The organism is Chryseobacterium sp. Tr-659 (assembly GCF_011752975.1).
Taxonomy (GTDB): domain Bacteria; phylum Bacteroidota; class Bacteroidia; order Flavobacteriales; family Weeksellaceae; genus Chryseobacterium.
The window spans coordinates 62,155-86,455 of sequence record NZ_VWWP01000013.1 but is presented as its reverse complement, the minus strand read 5'-3'; the positions used below and the strand labels follow the sequence as shown (position 1 = coordinate 86,455).

The following is a 24,301-nucleotide window of genomic DNA, read 5'->3' as shown; positions in this document are numbered from 1 at the left end:
ACTTTCATGAAAAATGTACTGATCTGTGCTTCCGCATTGGGAACAATGCTGGTTTCTGCCCAAAAAAAAGATTCTTTAGCCACAAAAAGCATTGACGAGGTAGTCATCAATACATATGTCAAGAAGGATAGTGATTATTCTAACAAAATGCCTCTGAAGGCGATAGAAGATCCGCAGGTATATTCTTCAATCGGGAAAGGAATTTTAGAAAACCAGCTTTTATTCACAGTAGATGATGCTTTCAGGAATGTTGCCGGAGCTCAGAAAATGTGGAGCGCTACTAACAGAGCCGGAGATGGAGGAATTTATATTAACTTAAGAGGTTTTGTAGCTGGAAACTCCATCAGAAATGGAATGGTAGCTCCTATTACCACCTCAATGGATGCGATAAACATTGAACGAATAGAAATCCTAAAAGGTCCATCAGCCACTTTGTTCGGAAGTAATGTAACCTCTTATGGAGGGGTTGTGAACAGAATAACAAAAAAACCTTATGAAACTTTTGGTGGAGCGGTTTCTTTAGCGGGAGGAAGTTATAACTATTACAGAGTTCAGGCCGATGTAAATGCTCCCCTTACTAATGATAAAAAGTTATTATTCCGATTAAATACCGCTTATACTAACCAGGGAACTTTCCAGAAGACCAATGCTAAAAATTCATTCTATGCATTCACTCCTTCCCTAACCTATCGCCCCACAGATAATTTAGAAATTAACACTGAGCTGGAAATGTTCGAGACGAACGCTTACCCGGAAACTGCATTTTTCTTCTATTTTCCGGGCTCTCAATTAGGAGCAGACAGCATGGATAAAATGGAAAAACTGGGATATGATTATAAACAAACGTATGCGGGTGACGGTCTTAAAACTACGGCCAAAGCAAGAAATTTTTTCGGACAGGTTAATTATAAAATCAATGAGCATATAAAATCATCAACTAATGTAAGTACGTCATACTCTTATTCAGATGGTTTCAATCCTTATTTCTATTTTGCTCCCAATCCGAATAATTCTGCAGAGATAGGAGTACAAAGAGCTGACCAATCTACGAAAGACAGCAAAAGAACTTATTTGCAGCTGCAACAGAATTTCAATGCTGATTTTAAAATCGGAAGTGTAAGAAACAGAACAGTAGCCGGGTTTGATTATATGCGGGTGAATGATAATCAATATTTCATGTTTACTGATTTTGACTGGGTTCCGTTTGGAGGAAACTATTCAAATTTAAATGGACAAACACTAGCAGAGAAATACAAAACTTTACAAAGCCAATCAGGTTTCGCCACTAATAACACTTATATAAACGTAGGAAAAAAAGACATTTACAGTGCCTATATTTCCAATGTTATAACTCCCTTCACCGGATTGAATATCCTTACTTCCTTACGTTATGAAAATGTAGATTTCAAAGGTGGCCAGACTGGGCAAATCGTTACTTCAGCATATACGCAGGGAGCATGGTCTCCAAAACTTGGAATTGTATACCAAATTATTCAGGATAAGATGTCTGTCTTTGGAAATTATCAGAACAGCTTTACGAGCAACGGATACTATGTTTCCGATACGGATTCAAATCTTACGCTTTCTGATCCTGAAAGAGCCAACCAGTTCGAAGGAGGGTTCAAAGCCAGCCTTATTAAGGGAAGAATTAGTACGACTTTAAGTTATTACAATATCAAAGTAAAAAACACCCTTCTTAATATTGGATATACAACTCAAGGGAGAGCCATCCAAAGACAGGCCGGTTCATTAACCAGCCAGGGAGTTGAACTGGAAGCAAATGCTTATCTGATTAAAGGGTTCTCCGTAATTGCCGGGGTGAGCTACAACGATATGAAATATACAGAAGCTGATGATTCTGTAATTGGCAGAAGACCTGCAACAGCATCATCTCCATGGTTAGTTAACTTCAATGCCAGCTACCAGTTCTTAGATGGGAACTTAAAAGGACTCGGATTCGGTGTGGGAGGAAATTACGCCAGTGATAACAAGATCGTAAATTCTACAACGATGGGAACATTCATTCTTCCAAAATATCTGGTTATGAATGCCAATGTATTCTACGATGCTCCAAAATTCAGAGTCGGAGTAAAAGTAGACAACTTTACGAATGAAAAATACTGGAACGGATATACAACTGCGAATGCTCAGCCTCTTGCCAACGTAGTCGGAAGCTTTACTTATAAATTCTAAACTGTTAAAATAATTACTTCCCCCTTTATAAACAATGAAAAAAATAACAATAGGAGCTGCCTTATTAACTTCAATATTAAGTTTTGCTCAAAAAAAGGACAGTATCAAATCTAATGACATAGAAGAAGTTGTTGTCAGCGGAAGGTATTATCAAAAATATAAACTGAATGAAGTTTCCGGATCATTAAGAATCCAGACTCCGATACTTGAGCTTCCTCAAAACGTACAATCTGTAAGTTCTCAGGTTCTTGCGGATCAGCTTACACTCAATATGTCTGAAGGTATTGTTCGTAATGTAAGCGGAGCCAGAAAAGTGGAACATTGGGACAATGTTTACTCTAACGTTTTCATGAGAGGAGCCAGTATAGCCACTTTTATGAACGGAATGAATGTATCATCTACCTGGGGACCTATTAATCCTGATGCTTCCATCATTGACCGAGTAGAGTTTGTAAAAGGCCCTGCCGGATTTATGGGCTCTATGGGAGATCCTGCCGGATTTTATAATGTGGTAACCAAAAAACCTACCGGAAAGTTTGCCAATAGTGTACGCTTCACCACTGGAAGCTACAATCTTTTCAGAGGAGAAGCTGATCTGGATGGAGTACTTATTAAAGACGGAGTTTTAGACTACCGTATCAATTTAATGGGAAGCTCCAATAAATCATGGGTAGAAAATGATAAAACGAGCAAAATAATAATTGCCCCTTCCATTACTTTCAGGCCTACAAAAACAACAACGTTTACTGCTCAGTACAATTACCAGCATTTAAAGTTCAACCAGCCCGGGGCATACATCATGTCAAAAGAAGGATATGCAACTTTAGGAGTTCATACCAACTTCAATGATCCGAATTTCAAAGAAACTAAGGTGAAAGATCAAAGTTTATTCTTAAGCCTGGATCAGAAACTTTTCAAAGACTGGGTATGGAGTACGCAATATGCTTATATGGACTTGAATTATGACGGAGGTTCATGGTGGGGAGATTTCAGAACTCCGGGTAACCCCAACTTATTTTCAAGAGACCTTAGCAACTGGCAGGCTGTAGGGAAAAACCATATTTTCCAGACGTATTTAAGAGGAAGTCTGAAAACAGGAAACATCGTACACAAAATCATTGCCGGATTCGATTACGGAGATAGAAAATACAATGCAGATTTTTCTGCCATGGGAAGCGGCGGTACTATCAATATTCAAAATATTGTTTATGGAGTTGATCCAAGCACACTTCCGCCTCAAAATGCATATTATCTGAACAGAAATGCCGCATTCTATGATGATGAAGGTGTAAAATATACTTCGTACTATGCTCAGGATCAAATAGAAATGTTCAATAACAAGCTTCGTGTTACTTTAGCAGGAAGATATACCAGTGGTACAACGTATGCAGGATATCCGAACCTTGGAGTAGTGAAACCGGATACTGCGGGAGAATTCACACCAAGAGTTGGTGTTAGCTATTCCATTAATGAAAACTTCTCAGCCTACGGGATATTTGATAAAACATTTACTCCACAGTCAGCCAATACTATTTCAGGTTCTATAACAGCTCCTTTAAATGGGCAGAATATTGAATTCGGGTTAAAGAAAGACTGGTTCAACGGAAAATGGAATACGACCTTCGCAGTATATGAAATCAGAAGAAAAAACATTCTTACCAAAGATTTTGTAAACAGTACTCCTTCGCAAACCTTTTATTATGCTTCCGGAGAACAGAGAGCCAGAGGATTTGAAGCAGATCTGAAAGGTGAAATTGTAAAAGGGCTTAATGTTATTATCAATTATGCTTACACCGATGCTAAAACAATTAAAGACAATGACCCTCAGCTTATTGGAGCAGCATCTCCGGGTAATGCCAAGAATGTTCAGAACACCTGGGTTACCTACCAGTTTGGTAACAATATTCTGAAAGGTTTCGGAATTTCAGCCGGATATCAATATCAAGGAGGAAGAGTTTCCTGGTTTGGAACAAATTCAGGCAATCAATCTCTTCCTGATTATTTCGACACCAATTTTGGGATTACATACAGAGCTAAAAAGTTTGATATCAACCTGATGCTCAATAATGCATTCAACAGAAAATTATTCAGCGGTTACTATGATCCGGGTTACAATACACCTAATGACAAAAGTGATGATAAGTATGTATGGATCTATAATGCACCACGTAACTGGAGATTATCAATCGGATATAAATTTTAAAAATAAAGGTTAGCCCTGCGAAGGGTTAACTTTTTGCTATGAAGAAAAAGCATCATCATAAAAAGAAAGTTTCACCCATAAAGAAATGGTCTGCCAAGCTGCATTTGTGGTTTGGTTTGTCTGTTGGTCTCATTGTTTTCATAGTCTCTCTTACGGGGACTTTATATGTTTTTAGGGAAGAAGTACAGGCCAGCCTTCGTAAGGAGGTAATTTATGTAAAAAAAGAAGATACGGATAAAACACCTTTATCCATCAATCTGCTTCGTGAAAAAGTGACACTGGAGCTGAATGAAAATTACCCGCTAAGTTCAGTTGAAATTCCTTTAGACAAGAATAAATCTTACCGTTTTTTATACTATGAAAAAAATAAAAAAGGCTGGAATTATTTTCAGGAAGTGCTCATCAACAAACAGGTATATGTTAATCAATATACCGGTGAGATCATTGCCGTTTACAACGAAAAATATGATTTCTTCAACATCTTAAAATATATTCACTGGGGACTTCTTCTGAATTCGGACTGGGGGAAATACGTAGTGGGAATTCCTACCGTACTTTTCATATTCATGCTGATTACCGGGATCATTATTTGGTGGCCGAAAAATAAAAACGCAAGGAAAGGACGCTTCTGGTTCAGTTGGGAAAACGTAAAAACGTGGAAGCGTAAAAACTATGATCTTCATAATATCTTAGGATTTTATGCATCATTCATCGCTTTGCTGTTAAGCGTTACCGGAATTTATTTTGCTTATCCGTACGTTAAAAACACGTTCAATCTTGCTTTGTCCGGATCAATAGACCTTCCAAAGGAGAAAGAGATCAAGTCCCCGGATTCATTAACGGTAAAAAATGAGGACGTTTTGGATATCGCTGCATTACAGACTCAAAAATTATATGCCGGATCATCCAGCTTTAGAATTTCTTTAAATGGAAAGAACAAAAAAGGAAAAGATCTTAAAAACCTTCCGGTAACCATTTATGGGCAAGATGGAAGATTCAGCGAAAGAAATCTACTGACCTTTGATAAATACTCTGGAAAACTACTAGCCAATAAACCTCATCAACAGCTTAACAACGCAGAAAAATATGCCAACGCCAATTATGATATCCATACAGGTTCTTATTTTGGACTGTTTGGAAAGATCATCTGGTTTATAACCGGTCTTATCTGCACCTCACTTCCCGTAACCGGATTTCTGATCTGGTGGGGAAAAAGAAAGAAACAAGGAAAAAAAATATAATGAAAAAAGCACTTTTATCGGCTGCCTGTCTGGGAACTACTACCATTTTCGCACAGGTTAAAGATAGTTTACAGACCAAAAATGTTGAAGAAGTGGTGATGACTGCTTCAAGAAAAAAGGAAAATATAAAAGAGGTTCCCAGTTCCATTACGGTTGTAGCAGAAAAACAAATTCAGTCTCAGCTTACTGTCAATTCAGATATTACCAGCATTCTGCAATATACCGTTCCCAGTTTAGGAACGAATTCGGGGCAGACCTCCAATACGGGCCAAACTTTAAGAGGAAGACAGGTTTTGGTTTTGATTGACGGAATCCCACAGTCTACTCCACTTCGTAACGGAGCAAGAGATTTAAGAGTAATTGACCCCTCGGCAATTGAAAGAATTGAAGTAATAAAAGGAGCATCTTCCATCTACGGAAACGGAGCCGACGGGGGTATCATCAATTATATTACAAAAAGAAATAAAACAGATAAGAACATCTCCGGAATTTCACAGATAGGTCTTACCGGACAGCCTTATGGCGGGACTTTAGGGGTAAGGGCAAGCCAGCTTTTATCCGGAAAGATTAAGAAATTTGACTATACCCTTTCATTAGCTTATGAAAGAACAGGGTATATGAAAGATGGTGATGGTGTTATGCTGAGCCCTACTTACAGCACAGCAAAGATGGACAACTATAACGGAATGCTGAAACTGGGGTATGATATCAACGAAAACCAGAGAATTGAAGCCTCTTACATTGGATATTCTTCAAGATCAAACCTGAATTTAGGATTAAAAACAGGAAAGTACGGTATTACTCCTACCATTGGAGAAGGTCTGGGAAAAGGACTGGAAACCACTCCACAAGGAACACCAAAGAACCACAACATCAGGGTAAGTTATGACAATAAAAATTTATTTGCCGGAACTTCACTGAATATTAATCTCTATTATCAGGATTTTAAAACCGTTTACGGATACAGCGATACTTTTTTCAATGGCGGACAATCCAATGTTCTTTCCAAAAAAACTGGAGTAAGATTTAATTTAGATACACAACTTTGGAATACTGCCAACTCTCAGGGAGAAATTATCTACGGAGCCGATATCCTGAATGATAAAACCGTACAAAAACTCGAAGACGGCCGTTTCTGGACTCCCAATATGAGTATGACCAATATTGCTCCTTTTGTTTTGGCAAAAATTGATCTGTTCAAAAAACTGACTATCAAAGGAGGCCTTCGTTATGAAAACATTAAAGTTAATGTTGATGATTTCAATACGCTTTCTGTTATTAAAAGTGACGGAACTTTTACTAAAAGTATTCCAGTAGCAGGCGGTAAGTTAAACTATAATGCTTTGGTTGGAAATATTGGTATACGTTACAATATAGAGCCTTATATCAACCTATTTACAAGCTTTTCACAAGCCTATTCTATCAATGAATTGGGAAGGATATTGAGAACCTCAACTTCGGGAACCATTCAGCAGCTGGAAACCAAACCGATCATTGTTAACAATTATGAATTGGGAGCCACAGGACAGCTTTCCAACTGGCTTAATTATGAGCTGACTTCATATGTGAGTACTTCTAAATTAGGCGCCTCATTCGTACAGAGCCCAGACAGAGCATTGATGATCCAAAGATCTCCTGAAATAGTATATGGTGTAGAAGGGTTTTTACACTTCACTCCTTCCAAATGGATTCAGTTTGGCGGAAGTTACAGCTGGATGGAAGGAATCACTTCTGTAAAAGACGATGGTGATTACTCTACAAAGATCAACAACAGCAGGATTTCTGCTCCTAAAGTTCTGGCCTATATTCAAGGAAGACCAATTCCTGCGTTATCTATAGGTATTGACATGTTACATTCTTTCCAGCAAAACAGATTTGAACCTAATGCAAAAGGATTATACGTATATGGTGAAGGATATGTTCCGGATTATACTGTCTTTAATTTCAAATCGAGTTATGAAGTGAACCACAACTGGAAATTATCTTTAGGAATAGAAAATCTTTTCAACAGGTTGTATCAGCCTTCAATTGCCTGGTGGTCTGCAAGAGACAGCGACTTCACCAATTCACTCGGAATGAGAGGAACCTTCATGATTGAATATAAATTTTAATTAATCTAAATAAAAAGTAAAGTTTATCTTTGCAGAACGTTATTACTGTTTTATGAAGAAAAATCACCATCATAAAAAGAAACCAGGATTTTTTAAAAAATGGTCTGCCAAACTACACCTTTGGTTTGGCCTGGGAATCGGGTTTCTGATCTTTATCATTTCCATTACGGGAGCATTATATGTTTTTAAGGATGAAGTAGAAAATATCACCCGAAAAGATGTTATGTATCATCATGAACAGAATATCGAGCAAAAGCAGGTTCTTCCCATCAGAATTATGGAAAAAACTGTAGCAGCACAAGTGAAGGAAAAATATCCTATCCATTGGGTCAACATTCCTATTGACAAAAAGATGTCATACATGTTCTTCTGGTATGAACACAATACAAAAGGCTGGAATTATTTTGATGAATTTCCTATCTATAAGCAAGCCTATGTAAATCCTTATACAGGAAAAGTATTAAGAGTTTATGATGAAAAAAACGGCTTCTTTAATATTGTAAAAATGATACACTGGAGCTTCCTTCTGAAACAGGATTGGGGGACCTATGTAGTAGGAATACCGGTCATTATATTTGTGATCATGCTGATAACAGGAATTGTTTTATGGTGGCCTAAAAATAAAGCCGCAAGAAAACAGCGTTTCGGTTTCAAATGGAAAAATATTAAAAGCTGGAAAAGAAAGAACTATGATCTTCACAATGTGCTGGGTTTTTATGCTTCTATCTTTGCATTGATATTCTCTATTACAGGATTATTTTATGCTTTCTTCGTTGTACAGGCAATGATTTATGTAATCTTTTCAGGTGGAGAAACAAAATATCCGGATTTCTCCCACATCAAAACAAAAGCTCCTATTGAGCTGAGAACAGAAGGAACACTGGACAAGATCATCAATACAGTAAAACAAAAATATCCGGACTCTTACGGTTTTGCCATTGATCTGGGGCATGAACATATGGATGATCACGAACATCCGAACTTTGAAGTGTATGTAAAACACCTTTCATATTCTTACCACAAAAGCAGCAGCCTTATTTTTGATGAAAACTCAGGAGAGCTTCTTCATACTCGTGATCCTAAGGATAAAAATTTTGGGGAAAAGGTGGTGAGTGCCAATTATGATATTCACGTAGGTGCTATTTTAGGACTTCCCACCAAGATTATTGCATTTATTGTAAGTCTTATCTGTGCTTCTCTTCCGGTTACCGGATTTATGATCTGGTGGGGAAGGAAGAAGAAAAAAACAGTAAAAACAGCTTAACATATTAAATAAAACTCAGTTAATAATCTATTAATACAATCTTTTTTATAATTTTAGCCCTTAGAATTTAATAATAGAAATGTCATTAATAGATTTATCAAAACAAGTTGCCCTTGGAGTTGACATCGGCGGAACCAATACGAAGTTCGGAATTGTAAACCACCGTGGAGAGGTTCTGGATAAAGGAAACCTTAAAACCGATGCTTATGATAAAGTTGAGGATTTTATAGATGCTTTATATGAAAGTGTTTATCCGTTAATGGAAAAACATGGTGCTGAAAAGCATTTTGATGGAATTGGTGTAGGGGCACCCAACGCAAACTATTATAAAGGAACTATAGAGCTGGCTCCTAACCTTCCTTGGAAAGGAGTAATCCCTTTTGCAGAGCTGATGACAGCAAAATTCGGCCTTCCTTGTACTGTAACCAATGATGCAAATGCGGCAGCTTTGGGAGAAATGCTCTTCGGAGCAGCGAGAGGAATGAAAGATTTCATCATGATCACTTTAGGAACAGGGGTAGGCAGTGGAATTATCGCTAACGGAAACTTAATCTACGGACATGACGGCTTTGCAGGAGAACTGGGACACACCATTGTAAAACCAGGCGGAAGAAAACACTGGAGCACAGGATCTGAAGGAAGTCTTGAAGCTTACGCCTCTGCAACCGGAATTACGATTACTGCAAAGAAAATGAGAGCCGAATTTCCTGAATCTATGCTGAACCAGTATCCGGAAGATGAGGTCAATTCTAAAACAGTGCATGAATGTGCTATAAAAGGAGACCCGATTGCTATTGAGGTTTTCAGATATACGGGACAAAAACTGGGTGAAGCATTAGCTAATTTTGTAATGTTCTCTTCACCGGAAGCTATTCTTCTATTCGGAGGAGTAATCAAAGCAGGAGACTTCATCTTAAAACCGGCTAAACTTCACATGGAAAGAAACCTTCTTCCTATCTTCAGAAATAAAGTAAAACTCGTATTCAGTGAACTGGACGAGGCAGATGCCGCCATCCTGGGTGCAAGTGCTTTGGTTTGGGAAAAATAATTGAAAGCTATTGTAAATAATATAAAGCATCCTTATTTCAGGGTGCTTTTTCTTTTTTACCACAGATTGCATAGGTTTTTACAGATCATTAGTTGTATTCTCTTGTGCTGATTTGTGAAAACATTTGTGTTATTCTCTTTTAAAAGGCATTTGTCACATCTATAATTGTAATTCGAGTTTAAAACGTAAAATGATGTTTAAATGAAAAACTTTTTCCTACTTTTGATAAGTTTTTTCTGGACAGAAAAAGGGAAATAAAACAATATAATTACCAAAAATGGACAACAATAATTTAGAACAGATTACTTTCGGTGGCGGATGTTTCTGGTGTGTGGAAAGCTGTTTCAATTTGCTGAAAGGGGTTAAATCGGCCATTTCAGGATATTCCGGCGGACATAAAGATAATCCTACTTATCAGGAGGTATGCACCGGCGAGACCGGACATGCAGAAGTGGTACAAATCACTTATGATCCGGCCATTATTTCTTATGAACAATTGATGGATGTGTTTTTCTTCCTTCACGATCCAACCCAGCTGAACAGACAGGGCAATGATATCGGAACTCAATACCGTTCCGTTATTTATTATAAAGATGCTGCTGAGAAGAGTAAAGCTGAGGAAGCTGTTAAAGTGTCTCAGGAATCCGGAAGATGGGCCGGCACATATGTTACGGAATTAACTCAATTCGATAGATTCTGGCCTGCAGAGCAATATCATCAGGGCTATTATAATGAGAACCCTACACAACCTTACTGCAGTGCTGTAGTAGGTCCCAAAATTCAGAAATTCAAAAAACATTTCGGAGAACTGGGAATGCTGAACGCGGAATAATACCATAAAAAAGCGAAGAGGAATACCTCTTCGCTACTTGTTTACGCAAAAATTGTTTTATATGAAGTAACTAGTACCCTGGATTTTGTGTGAAATCTTTTGATGCGTCAATGGCTGACTGAGGAATCGGAAAAATTCTTCTGAAAGGCTGAGATGCAGCTTTAGCAGTTCCCGGCAAATCAAACTTTCCGAATCTGATCATTGCTTTTCTTCTGTACATTTCCCAATAGAGTTCATACCCTGATTCTTTAAACAAAGTATTTGCATCCAAAGAAGCAATTGCAACTCCGGGAGCATTATTGTAAAGAGCCTCACGAGATCTGCTCGTTCTTAGCTTATTAACATCTGCCAATGCCGCTGAAACATTACCGTTTCTGAAAAAAGCTTCTGCTCTCATCATATAAATCGTACCCAATCTGTATAATGGCACGTCCATTCCACTTGTTCCGTTGTTTCCATAGCCCGGATCGAATTCAAACTTGAAGTTTCTAACTCCTCTGTTGATCTGAGCTTGTGTAAATACAGCTTCCGAAGGATTATCAAAATTTAATTCCGGAGTAAAATCGGCTGCGAGAGTTGTATTTTTTTCGGTGAATAATTTATATACTTTAATCCTTCCGTCGGAGGTCATATCGAAGTTACCGTTTGCAAGAATTTTAGGCCCATACTGCTGCCCCACCTGTAATCCTCTGTTGAAGTGAAACCATGGCTTTCCAGTACCTTCCACTTTACTTGTTGAGGGTACACTTACATCCGTTCCATCATTTTTGAACCATGTTCCGTCTTCATATTGATAAGTTCTCTGGAAACGCGGATCGTCATGATTTCCGTTCCAAGAATAATAAAATTCCGGAGTGATACAAGATGCATTAGTTCCTCTGTTATCCGGCGATGGCTTCTGGATCCTTTCCATAGACATATACGCCAGGTCATTATCCGCATTTCTAAGTGAGTTTTTCTTCTGAACAATCGTAAAGATCATTTCCTTACTTGTATCATTATTGATATCGAAGTTGTGGAAATAATTTGACTCTAAACTAAACAGACCTGCATTGATCAACATATCGGAGTACTTGATTACTTTATCCATATCATTTCCTCCTCCGCTTACAGCTTGTTCTGTAAAGTTGAAAGTTCCTGCTGTCTTGTTCTTTAAAACAGCTCTGTTAAGATACATATCTGCCAATAATGCATAAGCAGCCTGTTTTGTAAACCTTCCTGCATGCGTATTCTGAGTCTTGATATCAGCTAAGTTCGGAATAAGGCCTTCCACTTCAGTGATGAGTCCGTCAATTGTGGCATCCGCCTTTCTGATCTCAATTGGAGCATTCAAATTATTGGGATCTCTGTAAGGAGCCTGTCCATATAAGTCGATTGTTGTATACGTATAAAATGCCAGCAGTCCTTTTGCTTCTGCCAGGAATAAGGCTTTGTTAGCAATACCACTTTTGCTGATAGTAGCTATTGCTGATAAAGATTTTGTGATCCCGGAATTCAGCTGATTCCAGGTTGTTTTTACTACGTCATTGTTCGAATCCCAGGTAAATTCGTGCATGGCTCTCCATTTTCCACCATCTCCCCAGTCACTTCCCCTTGTAGGTAAAATCGCTTCATCGGTAGAATATTCCTGTAATGCAAATACACTTCCGTGGTCTACAAACGTTCCGTCACCAAGCTGTCCGTATGCTGCTGCCAAAACACCTTCTGCATCTGTACTTTCAGAGCCCAATACCTCATCAATTACTTTCTCGTCCAGATTGGTACATCCCACTAAAGATAATGCAGCGATAGACAAAACAATTGTATTAATATTTAAAAATTTAGATTTCATGATTTCTTTTGACTTTAAATTAAAACTTAACAGTAGCTCCCAAAATGAAAGTTTTTGCAGACGGATACGTCGTGTAGTCAACTCCCAGAGACTGGTTTCCTCCTACCTGTTTATTAGTATCAACAAGTGGGTCATAACCTGAATAATTGGTTATTGTGAGTAAGTTTTGTGCACTTACATAAAGATTGATACTTTTCAGGAATTTCAATTGGTTCATATCGAAAGTGTATCCTAATCTTACGTTGTTCAAACGGATAAAATCCGATTTTTCAAGATATAGAGAAGACAACTGCGGCTGATTGGTAAAGCTTGCTCCGGAATCATAATAAGTTTTCAAAACGTTTCTATCAGAAGCTAAACTGTTGATATTTAAATCCAATGCCGTATTGTTCAGCAAATAACCTCCGGTTTGCCCGATGAGTGAAAATGCAAAATCAAACTTCTTGTACTTCATATAAGAATTGATTCCGAATGTAAAGTTGGGAATAGCTCCTTCAAAAATCTTTTTGTCATTTTGATCTATCTTTCCATCTCCGTTCCGATCTTCATAAATATATTTTCCGTTGGCATCAATTCCTAAGTAATTGTACATATAAAAAGATCCTGCTTCATAGCCGTTTTTATAAATATTAGCCGTAACTCCGGAAAAACCTGGTCCTGAAACTTCTCCGGAATAAATTTCTGATACCGGAAGCCCCTTCACAACGTTATTGACAGTAGCTCCGTTCACATCAAGATTCCAGGTAAAATTTTCGTTCTTAATAATTTCCGATCCTAAAGTGAATTCAAAACCTTTATTAACAATTTTTCCGGGTGCGTTTACCCAGTATTTTTCTGTAGGGCTTAATGGAGGAGCCGTAATGAACAAGATCGGATCTTTTGTTACCTTGTTATAATATTCCAATGATCCGTATAATTTATTTTTCCACAAGCTGAAATCTGCCCCAATATTGGTTTGTTCCACTACTTCCCATTTTAGATCGGGATTAGCGGTTCTGGTGATGGTAACTCCGTTAATGAGATTTAAATTATCATATAAGTAATATCCTGCGGAAGGTGATGATGATGAACTTGCTTTTGTAATTTTATTCTGAACTTCCTGGTTTCCGGTCTGCCCCCAGCTTCCTCTTAATTTCAATTCGTTAATAAGTTGAGAATCTTTAAGGAAATTTTCATTTGAAATCGTCCATCCTACCGCTACAGAAGGGAAATATCCATATTTATTATTGTCTCCAAAACGTGTAGAACCATCGGCTCTTAATGAAGCTGTTAATAAATATTTTTTATCAAAATTATAGTTTACCCTTCCGAAATAAGATTGTAGTTCATTTTCCTGTGCAAATCCTGCTCCTGGAACAATGGCTTCCCCTGAAGATCCGGGATTGATTTCCGGAGGAATTCCAACCCCTTGTTTTGCAATGTTTTTCACTCCAAAATACGTCCCGGAGTTCTTGAACTTCTGGTAGGAAAATCCTCCAAGTAAACTAAAATTATGTCTGTTTAAACTAAAATCGTAGGTTAAATAGTGTTCAAGCAAAACATTATAAGAATCCAGATTGGCCTGAACATATAATCCTCCCGGAGTTCTATCGGTAATATTCGGGTACATTGTTGTATTTCTTTCCGACATTGTTTTATCAATACCCAAATTGAATTTATAATTTAATCCCGGCAAGATCCTCAGTGTGGCTTCCGTATTCCCCAACACCCGGAATGTATTGGTTTTATCGGTATACACGCTTAACAGATATAAAGGGTTGTAGTGAGCAGGCATATTAAAGTTGGTGAAATTTCCGTTCTGATCGTATACTGAACGTGTAGGATTAGCCATTAGCGCATGAATAATCACCTGTCCATCAGAACCTGCATTGGCGCCATTGGGAATTCCCGTTTCTCTGATATCACTTGCTGTAAGATTAAGTTTAATCTTTAACCTTTTATTATCAAAGAAAGATTCTTCAGCGTTCAAACGGGCTGTTGTTCTTTTAAAGCTGCTGTTCAGGACAATACCATCCTGATCCATATGGGAAAGGGAGGCAAAATAATTTCCAGTCTCCGTAGATTTTGAAAACGAAACCGAGTGATTGGAGGAAACCGCATTTCTGTAAATTTCATCCTGCCAGTCTGTATTCCCTCCGTGATCAAATAGTTTGTCTACTCCTGCTGCTCTGTACTGATCAGCTGTTAACAGATCTAATTTCTTAATTACAGAAGAAAATCCGAGATATGTATCGTATGTGAACAACGGTTCTCCCTTTCTTCCTCTTTTTGTTGTTACCAAAACAACACCGTTTGATCCTCTTGCTCCGTAAATGGCCGCAGCAGAAGCATCCTTCAATACTGTAATGGATTCAATGTCGCTGGTATTTAAAAAGTTTAACGGGTTTTTTGCCTGAGCATTTCCAAGACCGATATTCGGACTTGTTGCACTTACGGCATCGTTACTCAAAGGAACTCCGTCTACAACGAATAATGGGGTACTTCCGCTTCGGATAGAACCGATCCCTCTGATAGAAACATTTATTCCTGCTCCAGGTTCACCGCTCGACTGAACGATACGAACACCCGCGATTTTTCCCTGCATCAGGTTATCAACGGAGATATTCATTCCTTCTTTAAAGTTCTCGGCTTTCAGCTGGCTTACTGCTCCGGTTAAATCAGATTTTTTCTGGGAACCATATCCTACCAGTGTTACTTCTTCAATAGAGGTTGATTCTTTCTTAGGTTCTAATTTTACCGAAACTGAGGTCCCGGAGATTTTCACCGTTTGTACTCCATATCCTTCGTAGGAAATGGTTAAGGTCTGCCCTATTCCGGCTGAAATTGAGAAATTTCCCGAAGCATCAGTTGAAACAGTATCGCCAGTTTCTACAACAGTGACTTTTGCGCCTTCTATTGGTGAACCGTTCTGATCCGTTATATTTCCGGAAATGGTTTCATTTACCTGCGAAAAGACAGGATAGTTTGAAGTAAATCCTTTAGCATCAGCTTGGTGAGCCACCAAAAAAATTAATGCAATCGGGATTAGCTTTTTAAACTTAAAAAAATTAATTTTGTGGTACATATCAATAAGTAAAGTAATTGCAAGACGTTACATTGCTTATTTCAAAAGCCACTGTTGCTCCCGCAACGGTGGTTTTCTTTTCAGGCAATTGTTAGTTTTTATTTCGGCATACAAAGTAAAAGGATATACCACAAATCTATTTTAACATAATATTATCTTAAAATCAACAAAATATAAATATCTCAAATTGAGAAAATAAAAACTCATTAATTATCAAATATTTATAATCCTCAATTTTCATAATATTTACAGAATTTTAAAAAACACTTAACATAATATATAAAACATCCCTTCTAAAGAGTTAGTAATTTCGTGTTTAAAAATATATCGAAATGAAAAAGGCTGTTTTCCTGGGCTTCTGTTTATCTTCATTCCATTTGTTGTGGTCACAATCTCAGCTTCTCAATGAGTTAAAAATCAATGAAATTCAGGTTATCGGTTCACACAATTCTTATAAAAAAGCAATTCTTCCTGAAGTATACGGCTACTTATCTCAGAAAGATACACTCAATGCTTTACCAAGGATTCAATATGAACATATTCCCATCCCCGGGCAGCTGGATCTTGGGCTTAGAAACCTGGAAATTGATGTTTATGCAGACAGTAAAGGAGGGAAATATGCTCATCCAAAAATTCTGGACATAGTAAAAACAACTGAGCCTTTTGATCCGGAAGCTAAAATGAAAAAACCTGGCTATAAGATGATCCATATTACGGATATCGATTATCAAACCTGGTATTATACGTTGGAAGATTGTCTTAAAGACTTAAAAAAATGGTCTGACCAGCACCCTGATCATGATCCTGTTTTTATAACTCTTGAACCCAAAGACGGAAAACCCAATCTATTCGGAACGGAACCTGAGCATTATACTTCAAAACTGTTCAACGATCTGGATGATGAGCTTAAAAAGCATCTGGGAAAGAATAAGATTATTACTCCGGATGATATTAAAGGTTCTTATAAAACATTGAATGAAGCTGTTTTAAATAAAAACTGGCCCCAGGTGAAAGATGTAAAGGGTAAGTTCCTTTTTGTTCTGGATAATCATGGAGAAAACAGAGATTTATATGCTAAAGATCATCCTTCTTTGAAAGGAAGAATGATTTTTACAAATTCCACACCGGGAACTCCGGAATCAGCAGTTTTATTGATGAATGAACCTCAAAAAGACTATGCTATAATCCAAGATCTGGTAAAACAAGGGTACATCATCCGCACCAGAGCTGATGCAGATACTATGGAGGCACGAAGTGAAGATTATTCAAGATTCGAAAAAGCAAAAGAAAGCGGTGCTCAGATCATTACAACAGATTATTATTATCCAAGCAGATTATTCAAATCCAATTATAAGGTAAGCTTTGACAACAACACCTATGAAAGGAAGAATCCTGTAACAGGAAAATAGCCCTGTTTTTGCTATTAGATTTATAATTGAGGAGGCTGTCAGACTGACAGCCTTTCTTTTTAAATGGTCCACCAAAATATTTCAACTCACAGCTTTCTTATTTCTTTTCTTTTTAAATCTATCTCAAAATGGTCTGTCGGGTCTCCATGGGAAATCAATGAAAGGATTTTAAAAAGAGATTTGAACTGTTGAACAAATGGATCATCTTTCGAGTTATTCTCCTTATAAAGCTTTTCCAATATCTGATACTGCTCCAGTCTTTCTTCCGGAATATCCTTTTTTGCCAGTTCATCCGCTGATTGAAATTTATACAAATCCAATAACAGGTCATCAAATGTCCATTTTCTAAATGATTCAGGCAGAACTCCTTTTTGTTTCAGAAGCTTTATCGCCTCTTCCCTCTCCGAATTTTGAGATAATAAAAGGATATCTTCACCATTCAGCTTAGTTCCTTTTTGGATAAAATCCTTTGGCCAGTCGTCGGGAATCATTCGTAGACGAACCAATTCTTTTAGATGAAAAAGCATAAAATCGTGATAGGATTTTGTTTTTAGAATATCTTTATTCCAGAATATTTTGGTTGTATCATCCCGTAAAGCTTCGTATTCTTTTTCATACAGAGGAAACAGTTCATCAAAATGAGGGATTTCATTCAAAACTTCAGTTTGAACCTCCATCTTATCCGGAGTGTGTATGGTCAGAATCTTATATGCGGGTAAATAAGCCGCCAATGAAGGCACCTGAACATTCACCAGAAAGCTCTCACCTACTTTTCTGATTCCTGTATCATTGATATGCATATGGCCGGCAAAGTGAATCTTCAATCCTGCTTCAGCAAATACTTTTGCTACTTCTTCCTGAGGAACACGTTCTGACTGCCACTTTTTTTGTCCCAGAAGACTTTTAATTTCATGGGTTGCCCCATCATTGAAATCGATCATCGGGTAATGGGTAAATGCAATCAGAGTTTTATTCTTTTTCTTTGCTTCATCAGCTAATTTTCTTACCCATGCTATCAAATGTTTCTTATTGGTTAATACGTTATTATAACCAATGCTTGCTCCTTTATAGTTGGATGTGTTTTCAGAACTTTCATTCAAATCTTTTGGAATATATGTATTTCCATCAATAGCAATCATCCAGATATCTTTCACCGGTTCTACAACATAACTTAAATCCGGAACATAAAAGCCTTTGGCCACTTCATACATCCTTTGGGAATAATCTGCTGACTGTAATGCTTTTTTGTAAGTGTAATTCTTAAAAGGATCTTTTGCAAAAGGTGTACTCCAGAACAAGTCTTCTTTTTTAGGATAAAAGCCAAAATCTTTTAATTCATTTAAAATTTCAAGATATCCGGATTCTGCAATATCTTTTGTAATTACTTTATCGGTAGATTTCCCAATATTTTCTTTGCTGTAAATTCCTAACGGACTTCCTTTCTCTCCAAGAAAATCATCTTTTCCACTATCATTTCGGAAAGGACCGACCGGATCGTGGTTTCCGGTTGTTAAATAAAACTTAATTCCATATTTCTGGTGATATTCATCTAAAATTCTGTGGAGCCCACGAAGGTTATATGCCTGTCCATCATCTGAAAAGTCTCCGGGCATAGCTATTATTTTAATTCCTTTGGCAGCAATATCATCCAAGGCTTTAAGGAAGGCAAAATAGTTCTCATTGAAAATCCTTGTGGAATGCAGTTGAGAATTCATGGTTCTCAGAATCGTGGGCTTTCCTGTTTTAGGATTCATAATTCCTTTAAAATCATGATCTGAAAAACTTCCATACAAATCCTGAAAATGCACATCGGAAAGAAACGCAATTTGTACCGGTTTTTGTGCGGAAAAAAATGAAAATACACAAATAAAAAAGGAGAATATTTCTTTATTCATCTTAAAATAAGACGAAATTACAGGAATAGATGAGGAATTGTTTTAATTGAATTTTAAATAATTGTGAAGGAAGATTATTCTTCTATCAGTAAAGGCTTTGCATTTTCTCCTGCATATTTCGTGATCATGTGTCTGGTTGCATTCTTTAAGATCTTACCATTGTCAGGGCTTGTACCTCCCATTGTAAAAAATTCAACTACATTATCATATTTTGTATACCAGGAATTACCTAAGCCATTTTCTATAGTCAAAGTATCTGGTCTGGTAATTTTCTTAAAATATTTTAGCTTAAGTGTATCAACCGGCATTAATTGATGCTTGGGATTTCCATCATTACAAGTTGTTATCTTATATTCATCTCCGTCCCAATACATACACTCCTTTTCAGTGGCGGCGGCATTGAAAAAGCCGGATGGCATATTTCTATTATTCCCGGATGAGCAGTAATAATTTCCAACTAAAAGACTTCCCAGAATAAGTATTCCAACAAGACCAAAGCTGTTTTGTTTTGCGAATTCCGGCATTTTGAAGTGCTGTTCATTGATGATATTGATATTTATTTTGGACAGCCTTTCTGATATAACCTCTTCATCCTGATCTACACTTATCTTTACTGTTGTCAGATTTTTTTTTCCATCATTTTTGATGAAAGTCCGGGAAAATTCAGTGAAATTCTTATAACCAATATACTGACTCATTTTATTTAGTCTTTCCGGCTCTATATTCCTGCTGCTATTTCCTTCTACATAATCTTCATAATATCGTATGAATGTTTTCTCTGAAATATCATAGCATTTCAGATTATCAATAAAACAAAGATGCAGATAAGACGCTAATCCACTTTTTGTGGTTTTCTCTGACTCTTTTCTTGCCTGCTCAAATACTTCATTAATTAGTAGTTTTTTCTTAGACATATACAGTGTTTTCGGGCAATACAAAGTAGATAATTTTCAATCATATCACATTACGGATTTCCGTAATAATTCCACCCTGATTCTCTGTCTATCGGTGTCTGTATTTTGTCTAATACATAAGCCATCTATTATTGCAAATTTGCTCTAGAAATCAGGAAAAAATAAAAATATTTCAAAAAACTGATTTCCAAAAGGCCAGAGAAAACAGAGGTAAAACTCCGGATTGGGAAGCAGATGTTTCTCCTCCGTTTTTAAAGGTTCACTTCCCAGAAAAATTAAGAAGCGCTTCGAAATTTTAATAGTGTACAGCTCGCGATAATGACTTCGTGAGAGGAAGAAATACGGTTTCAACTTCGAAAATTTTAAAGGAAATGATCCAACTTATATTGATGCTATTGAGTTTAGCATTTTCAGATAACAATGCCAATACACCAACCACTGATAACAACAGTTATAAATCTTCAACAACGCACTCTTTTATTCCAACTGGAGGAGCTGCATTCGAAGATACAAGTGGCGAAACGGGGCAGATTTTGCCACCAAAAAAATAATTAAATAAAAGGGCAATGAAAATTGTCCTTTTTTTAATACCTTTAGTTGCTATCAATTATTATCATGTATGCCGGCTTAAAATTTCTAGGAATCCTTCTTTTATTCATTGGCTGCAATTTTTCCGAGAACCCTATGCCTACGGTAAAAATCCCTTCAAAAGAAGCGGATAAAATGTATAATGATGCTGTATCCCAGTACAATAAAGATAATGAAAAGGCATTCACACTTTTATCAAAAGCAGAAAGCATCTACAAATTAAGCAATGATTCACTTAATATCGCATCGTGCTTAATAACCAAATCTATTATCCTGAATGATATTGGCGATTATCTAAGCAGCAATGAAAGAGCCATAGATGCACTGAATTTTTTAACCCTGCCGAAAGATTCTGCGTATTTACCGTCCATCTATAATAACCTGGCCATCTCTGAAAAAAATCTCAAACATTATGATGAGGCGCTCAGCTGGTATCATAAGGCATTAAGAACAAGTTCAGATAATTATCAGAAAATTATTATTAAAAATAATATTGCTAACACTTATGGAAAGCTGAAAAGTTATTCACAAGGGATCCGTTTATATGAATCTCTGCTTAAGGACAAAAGCTTGCCTCAGCATCAGGCAGATTATGCCAGAATTTTAGATAATTATAACTACATCAAATGGCTTGAAAATAACTCTTATAAAGCAGAAGAAGGTTTATTAACAGCGCTTGCATTGAGGAAAAAAATAAGTGATAAGCCCGGGCTCATATCCAGCCACTCCCATCTTGCTGAGTTCTACTTATACTCTGATAAAAAGAAAGCATTGGATCATATCAATGAAAAATATCAGTTGGCGAAAGTGGTTAAAAACCCTAATGATACATCAGAAGCATTGGAATTCCTGATAAAAAATGATACAGGCGCGCATTTACAGAAGTATTTTTTGGAATATCAACATCTTAACGACAGCATACACCTTTCGAGAGATAAAGCAAAAAACAGATTTGCTCTCATAGAATTTGACGTAGAAAAAAAGAATGCAGAAAACCAACGCTTAAAAATCATTACTGTTCAGAAACAAAACAGAATTCTGAAGCAGAATGTTATTCTTGGTATACTTTCTTTAAGCCTGATTGCTGCCTGGATATGGTACAAAAGAAGAAAGAAAGGTCTGCAGCAGGAAAATGAACTAAAAATAAAGGAAAATCAGCTCCACCTTTCTAAAAAAGTGCATGATGTGGTAGCCAATGGGATTTATCAGGTAATGACTAAAATAGAAAATCAGGAATATTTTGATAAAGAAAAAGTTCTTGATGAGTTAGAATTTGTGTACGAAAAGTCCAGAGATATTTCCTATGAAAAGACATCTTCTGAAAACAAGCTTGAGTTCAGCAAAAGAGTATCTATCCTGACCGCCTCTTTTAACAATGAAAATGTAAAAACTTATCTGGCCGGGAATGATGAAAACATATGGAAAACCCTGAACGATTTTAAGCGGGAAGAAATTTATCAGGTGATGCGGGAGCTTCTTATCAACATGAAAAAGCATAGCTATTCCACACATGTCGCTTTTAAATTTGAAAGAAAAAATGACATTATACAAATTCAGTATACAGATAATGGAATCGGTATTCCGGGAGGAATTACTTATAAAAATGGTTTAACAAATACGGATTCCCGTATTGAAGCTATCAATGGAGAAATTATTTTTGACACCGGAATCGAAAAAGGGTTGAAAATTTATATTTCATTTCCTGCTTCTTAAAAAAGAAAAAGAATGTTCAAAAAAATTTTAATAGCTGAAGACCACGAAAGCAGCAGTATTTCTGTACAAAAAACATTAGAAGACCTTACTATTTCCAATGCAGATTATGTTTACTACTGTGATGATGCCTTAGCTAAAATTCAGAAATCCATTCGTGAAGATGATCCTTATGATTTGTTAATTACCGATCTCTCTTTTGAAGAAGACCATCACATACAGAAAATTAAAGACGGCAAAGAACTCATAAAAACAATTAAACAACTACAGCCATCTTTAAAAATTATTGTTTTTTCTGCAGAGCACAGATCCGGAATTGTAGATAATCTTTTTAATGAATACGGAATCAATGGTTTTGTTCGTAAGGCTCGTAACGATTCAAAAGAACTTAAAAGGGCAATTGCTTCTACCTATGCAAATGAAGATTATCTTTCTCTTGATCTCAAACAGGAAGTAAAGAAGCTTAATAATTATGAATTTTCAACGTATGACATCACTTTAGTATCTCTTTTATCCCAAGGTGTTTTACAGAAAAACATACCGGTTTATCTTCAAAACAATGATATCAAACCCAACAGTTTAAGCAGTATAGAAAAAAAGCTTAACAGCATGAAAGAAGACCTTCAAATTACAAGCAACGAACAACTTGTAGCCTTTTGCAAAGATTTAGGGATTATTTAATATGCATAAAGTTTGTTGGTTGAAAGAAAATAATTTTGAAAAAATTCCATTCAAAATTTATTTTTTTCCGTTTTACGGTTTCCCGTAAGGATATTTTTTTCAATAACATTAATTTTGATGTAAGAGATGATGAGGAAAAACTAATAACACCCAATATAATTTTATACGACAGTTCGAAAAAAGGTATCTCGTTTGAGATACCTTTTATTTTCTTATCATTTCCGTATGCGGAATATCATCTTCCAGATATTTCTTTCCTGTATCCTCAAATCCGAATCCACTATAAAATCTTAACAGATAATCTTGGGCTGAAATCCTGATTTCAGCAGTATGAAAACGGTTTTCAATAGTTTCAACGGCATATTGTATCAACTGTTTTCCTAAGCTCTTGCCTCTTGCCTGCTCTGTCGTAAGAACCCTTCCGATAGAAGTCTCATCATACTTTATTCCTTTATCGAAAACACGGCAGTATGCTAAAACCTGTCCATCTTCTTCGGCCCAGATATGAACCGCTTTCTGATCATAATTATCCTGGTCAGGATACGGGCAATTCTGCTCGATCACAAAGACATCTATGCGAGCTTTCAGTACCGCATATAATTCAGGAACAGTAAACTCATCAAAAGTTTTGATTTTCCAGACTATATTACTCATCGAAGCTTATATTATTGAGTGTTAGAAAATCATTGGTCTTTTCAATAAAGTTCAGAATTTCATCGCCCCCTTCTTTCTTTTCTGCTGAGGTAACATACAGTTCCGGCAAATCTTCCCATGTTTTATGAAGCTCAGCTTTATAATCTTCAACATTTTTGATAACGGCATTCGGCTTCAGCTTGTCTGATTTTGTAAAAACAATTGAAAAAGGGATTCCGCTTTCTCCGCACCATTGGATAAATTCCAAATCAATCTTCTGAGGATTGTGTCTTACATCTACCAGTACAAAAAGATTCACAAGATTTCTTCTGTTCAGGATGTAGTTTGTAATTAGTTTCTCAAAATCTTTTCGCTGAACTTTTGAAACCTTTGCATAACCATATCCCGGCAAGTCGGTAAGATACCAATTTTCATTCACCAAAAAATGATTGATCAGCTGGGTTTTTCCCGGTGTTTGTGAAGTTTTAGCCAGATCTTTGTGATTCATCATGGCATTGATGAGTGATGACTTTCCTACGTTTGATCTTCCGATAAAAGCATATTCGGGAATATTGGGTTCTGGGCATTCCTGCCATTTTCCGCTACTCTTTACAAACTCTGCTGTCTTAATAATCATTTTTGAATGTATTTTAGAAAAATAAACCATTAAGAAAAGCTCTTAAT

17 protein-coding genes are annotated in these 24,301 nt (G+C 36.7%); 11 read left to right on the top strand and 6 right to left on the bottom strand.

Annotated features, from left to right (window positions below):
* The first annotated feature begins 6 nt into the window (after window positions 1–6).
* The 7 genes from F3J23_RS20640 to msrA all read left to right on the top strand — a co-directional run bounded on the left by F3J23_RS20640 (window position 7) and on the right by msrA (window position 10,892).
* Window positions 7–2,193 carry a TonB-dependent siderophore receptor gene (locus tag F3J23_RS20640; protein WP_167033299.1) on the top strand — a complete coding sequence of 729 codons (2,187 nt, stop codon included), beginning with the start codon at window positions 7–9 and terminating at the stop codon, window positions 2,191–2,193.
* Window positions 2,194–2,227: 34 nt separating this feature from the next.
* Window positions 2,228–4,396, top strand: coding sequence for a TonB-dependent siderophore receptor (locus F3J23_RS20635; RefSeq protein WP_167033297.1), 2,169 nt, complete (start codon window positions 2,228–2,230; stop codon window positions 4,394–4,396).
* Window positions 4,397–4,434: 38 nt separating this feature from the next.
* A complete protein-coding gene (locus F3J23_RS20630) occupies window positions 4,435–5,637 on the top strand; it encodes a PepSY-associated TM helix domain-containing protein (protein ID WP_167033295.1) in 1,203 nt (400 codons plus the stop codon).
* The gene (locus F3J23_RS20625; RefSeq protein ID WP_167033293.1) at window positions 5,637–7,748 is read left to right on the top strand and encodes a TonB-dependent receptor; all 2,112 of its coding nucleotides are present in this window, start codon (window positions 5,637–5,639) and stop codon (window positions 7,746–7,748) included. Before F3J23_RS20630 ends, F3J23_RS20625 begins: the two co-directional genes overlap by 1 nt.
* Window positions 7,749–7,800: 52 nt before the next feature.
* Window positions 7,801–9,012: a PepSY-associated TM helix domain-containing protein gene (locus F3J23_RS20620; protein WP_167033291.1), complete on the top strand. Its 1,212-nt coding sequence runs from the start codon at window positions 7,801–7,803 to the stop codon at window positions 9,010–9,012.
* 79 nt (window positions 9,013–9,091) lie between these two features.
* Window positions 9,092–10,060, top strand: coding sequence for an ROK family protein (locus F3J23_RS20615; protein ID WP_167033289.1), 969 nt, complete (start codon window positions 9,092–9,094; stop codon window positions 10,058–10,060).
* Between the two features lie 277 nt (window positions 10,061–10,337).
* On the top strand, window positions 10,338–10,892 hold the full coding sequence (gene msrA, locus F3J23_RS20610; protein WP_167033287.1) for a peptide-methionine (S)-S-oxide reductase MsrA: 555 nt from the start codon (window positions 10,338–10,340) through the stop codon (window positions 10,890–10,892).
* Between the two features lie 70 nt (window positions 10,893–10,962).
* On the opposite strand, the gene F3J23_RS20605 is transcribed toward msrA, so the two are convergent.
* Both F3J23_RS20605 and F3J23_RS20600 read right to left on the bottom strand, forming a co-directional pair.
* Window positions 10,963–12,723 (bottom strand): RagB/SusD family nutrient uptake outer membrane protein, encoded by a 1,761-nt coding sequence (locus F3J23_RS20605; RefSeq protein ID WP_167033285.1) that lies wholly within the window; start codon window positions 12,721–12,723, stop codon window positions 10,963–10,965.
* 19 nt (window positions 12,724–12,742) lie between these two features.
* The gene (locus tag F3J23_RS20600) at window positions 12,743–15,787 is read right to left on the bottom strand and encodes a SusC/RagA family TonB-linked outer membrane protein (protein WP_167033283.1); all 3,045 of its coding nucleotides are present in this window, start codon (window positions 15,785–15,787) and stop codon (window positions 12,743–12,745) included.
* A 332-nt stretch (window positions 15,788–16,119) separates the two neighbouring features.
* Between F3J23_RS20600 and F3J23_RS20595 the strand changes: the two genes are divergently transcribed.
* Window positions 16,120–17,196, top strand: coding sequence for a phosphatidylinositol-specific phospholipase C1-like protein (locus F3J23_RS20595; protein WP_167033281.1), 1,077 nt, complete (start codon window positions 16,120–16,122; stop codon window positions 17,194–17,196).
* Window positions 17,197–17,282: 86 nt separating this feature from the next.
* Here F3J23_RS20595 and F3J23_RS20590 read toward each other — a convergent pair whose 3' ends face one another.
* Both F3J23_RS20590 and F3J23_RS20585 read right to left on the bottom strand, forming a co-directional pair.
* Window positions 17,283–19,091: a metallophosphoesterase family protein gene (locus F3J23_RS20590; RefSeq protein WP_167033279.1), complete on the bottom strand. Its 1,809-nt coding sequence runs from the start codon at window positions 19,089–19,091 to the stop codon at window positions 17,283–17,285.
* Between the two features lie 74 nt (window positions 19,092–19,165).
* Complete coding sequence (locus F3J23_RS20585; RefSeq protein ID WP_167033277.1) at window positions 19,166–20,005, bottom strand: hypothetical protein; 840 nt, start codon at window positions 20,003–20,005, stop codon at window positions 19,166–19,168.
* A 371-nt stretch (window positions 20,006–20,376) separates the two neighbouring features.
* On the opposite strand from F3J23_RS20585, the gene F3J23_RS20580 reads away from it, so the two are divergent.
* The 3 genes from F3J23_RS20580 (at window position 20,377) to F3J23_RS20570 (ending at window position 22,984) form a co-directional block, all read left to right on the top strand.
* Window positions 20,377–20,556 (top strand): hypothetical protein, encoded by a 180-nt coding sequence (locus tag F3J23_RS20580; protein WP_167033275.1) that lies wholly within the window; start codon window positions 20,377–20,379, stop codon window positions 20,554–20,556.
* A 133-nt stretch (window positions 20,557–20,689) separates the two neighbouring features.
* A complete protein-coding gene (locus F3J23_RS20575) occupies window positions 20,690–22,306 on the top strand; it encodes a tetratricopeptide repeat protein (protein ID WP_167033273.1) in 1,617 nt (538 codons plus the stop codon).
* Window positions 22,307–22,318: 12 nt separating this feature from the next.
* Window positions 22,319–22,984 carry a response regulator gene (locus F3J23_RS20570; RefSeq protein WP_167033271.1) on the top strand — a complete coding sequence of 222 codons (666 nt, stop codon included), beginning with the start codon at window positions 22,319–22,321 and terminating at the stop codon, window positions 22,982–22,984.
* 204 nt (window positions 22,985–23,188) lie between these two features.
* On the opposite strand, the gene F3J23_RS20565 is transcribed toward F3J23_RS20570, so the two are convergent.
* Window positions 23,189–23,638, bottom strand: a complete 450-nt coding sequence (locus tag F3J23_RS20565; RefSeq protein WP_167033269.1) for a GNAT family N-acetyltransferase — start codon at window positions 23,636–23,638, stop codon at window positions 23,189–23,191.
* Window positions 23,631–24,254 (bottom strand): ribosome biogenesis GTP-binding protein YihA/YsxC, encoded by a 624-nt coding sequence (yihA, locus tag F3J23_RS20560; protein WP_167033267.1) that lies wholly within the window; start codon window positions 24,252–24,254, stop codon window positions 23,631–23,633. The genes F3J23_RS20565 and yihA overlap by 8 nt, the downstream gene beginning before the upstream one ends.
* Window positions 24,255–24,301: the final 47 nt, after the last annotated feature.

Coding starts and splice junctions, on each gene's coding strand:
- F3J23_RS20565 (WP_167033269.1), bottom strand. CDS start 23,638: ATGAGTAATATAGTCTGGAAAATCAAAACTTTTGATGAGTTTACTGTT.
- F3J23_RS20605 (WP_167033285.1), bottom strand. CDS start 12,723: ATGAAATCTAAATTTTTAAATATTAATACAATTGTTTTGTCTATCGCT.
- F3J23_RS20630 (WP_167033295.1), top strand. CDS start 4,435: ATGAAGAAAAAGCATCATCATAAAAAGAAAGTTTCACCCATAAAGAAA.
- F3J23_RS20600 (WP_167033283.1), bottom strand. CDS start 15,787: ATGTACCACAAAATTAATTTTTTTAAGTTTAAAAAGCTAATCCCGATT.
- F3J23_RS20595 (WP_167033281.1), top strand. CDS start 16,120: ATGAAAAAGGCTGTTTTCCTGGGCTTCTGTTTATCTTCATTCCATTTG.
- F3J23_RS20635 (WP_167033297.1), top strand. CDS start 2,228: ATGAAAAAAATAACAATAGGAGCTGCCTTATTAACTTCAATATTAAGT.
- F3J23_RS20620 (WP_167033291.1), top strand. CDS start 7,801: ATGAAGAAAAATCACCATCATAAAAAGAAACCAGGATTTTTTAAAAAA.
- F3J23_RS20590 (WP_167033279.1), bottom strand. CDS start 19,091: ATGAATAAAGAAATATTCTCCTTTTTTATTTGTGTATTTTCATTTTTT.
- F3J23_RS20570 (WP_167033271.1), top strand. CDS start 22,319: ATGTTCAAAAAAATTTTAATAGCTGAAGACCACGAAAGCAGCAGTATT.
- yihA (WP_167033267.1), bottom strand. CDS start 24,254: ATGATTATTAAGACAGCAGAGTTTGTAAAGAGTAGCGGAAAATGGCAG.
- msrA (WP_167033287.1), top strand. CDS start 10,338: ATGGACAACAATAATTTAGAACAGATTACTTTCGGTGGCGGATGTTTC.
- F3J23_RS20575 (WP_167033273.1), top strand. CDS start 20,690: ATGCCTACGGTAAAAATCCCTTCAAAAGAAGCGGATAAAATGTATAAT.
- F3J23_RS20625 (WP_167033293.1), top strand. CDS start 5,637: ATGAAAAAAGCACTTTTATCGGCTGCCTGTCTGGGAACTACTACCATT.
- F3J23_RS20640 (WP_167033299.1), top strand. CDS start 7: ATGAAAAATGTACTGATCTGTGCTTCCGCATTGGGAACAATGCTGGTT.
- F3J23_RS20580 (WP_167033275.1), top strand. CDS start 20,377: ATGATCCAACTTATATTGATGCTATTGAGTTTAGCATTTTCAGATAAC.
- F3J23_RS20615 (WP_167033289.1), top strand. CDS start 9,092: ATGTCATTAATAGATTTATCAAAACAAGTTGCCCTTGGAGTTGACATC.
- F3J23_RS20585 (WP_167033277.1), bottom strand. CDS start 20,005: ATGTCTAAGAAAAAACTACTAATTAATGAAGTATTTGAGCAGGCAAGA.